The sequence below is a fragment of the Adlercreutzia sp. ZJ176 genome (assembly GCF_011038975.1).
GTDB lineage: Bacteria > Actinomycetota > Coriobacteriia > Coriobacteriales > Eggerthellaceae > CAAEEV01.
Map to the genome: position 1 here is coordinate 1 of NZ_JAAKEC010000047.1, position 1227 is coordinate 1227.

1 protein-coding gene is annotated in these 1227 nt (G+C 64.4%); it reads left to right on the forward strand.

Features of this window, described 5'->3' with window-relative positions; all coding sequences use genetic code 11:
• The first annotated feature begins 77 nt into the window (after positions 1 to 77).
• Entirely contained in the window at positions 78 to 1196 is a 1119-nt protein-coding gene (locus G7Y50_RS11850) for an IS1249 family transposase (protein ID WP_165056834.1), read from the forward strand.
• Positions 1197 to 1227 lie beyond the last annotated feature (31 nt).

A 1227-nucleotide genomic window follows, 5' to 3' on the forward strand; every position in this document is an offset into this window, starting at 1 on the left:
GTGTAACAAAAGCACTTGACACCCCTGTTCGGGGACACTTTTTCGAGAAAAAAGTCAGTCCGGGTCGGGGGTGAGCGGTGTCTAGCCCAAAATGCGGCGTCTGCGGCGCCAAGATGATGAAGAACGGCAAGACCGAGGCGGGCACGCAGAGATGGCGTTGCGGCAGATGCGGGGCGTCCTCGGTCCGCAAGATCGACAGCGCCGCGAAGGCTCTCGCGATGTTCGTCAGGTGGCTGCTCGGCAAGCTCGCCCAGTGCGAGCTCGGGATCCCCGCGAGGACCTTTCGCGACAAGACGGCGAGGTTCTGGTCGCTCTGGCCGATCCTTCCCGCGTGCGACGAGGTCCGCCACTTCGTCTACATGGACGGCATCTGGCTCGTCCGCAACAAGGCCGTGGTCCTCATCGCCTGCACCGACGCGCACGTCATCGGCTGCCACCTCGCGAAGTCCGAGAACGCGAAGGACTGGGCGTGCCTCATGCAGAGGATCGCCGCCCCCGACGTCCTCGTCTGCGACGGGGCCGGGGGCATCGGCAAGGCGATGCGCGCCGTGTGGCCGGAGACAAGGATGCAGAGGTGCACCTTCCACGTCTTCCGCCAGGTGAAGAGGTGCACCACGACCAGGCCGAAGACGCAGGCGGGGGTCGACCTCTACGCGATCGCGAAGGACCTGATGCGCGTCGAGGACAACACCGAGGCGGCCGTGTGGATGGCGCGCTTCCAGGGGTGGTGCGCAGAATACGAGGGGCTCTTGAGGGAGCGGTCCGAGACCGACCGCCGCAAGTACAGGCACGAGCGGCTCAGGAAGGCCAGGCGCGCGCTGGTGGAGCTGTGCAACGCAGGGACGCTGTTCACCTACCTCGACGAGGACGTCGTCGCCGAAGGCGCCGTGCCCTCGACGTCGAACAGGATCGAGAACCTGAACGGTCGGATAAGGAGGATGCTCTCCCTTCATCGCGGCATGAGCATCGACCGCAGGGTGAAGGCGGTCTTCTGGTTCTGCTACATGGAGTCGGAGGCCCCCGTCTCTGCAGCACGGATGCTGAGGGAGTTCCCGACCGACGAGGACGTCAAGCGGTGGCGTATTCAGGCCGCAAGGCAGCAGGGCGACGACACCGGGGCGCCCGCTCGTTGGGGAGAGGGGCTAGTGTGGTCTGAATTCCATCGTTCGACCCCATATCCTTACGGTGTCGAATGATTTCCTTTACACACTTTTCTGCCTATATGCC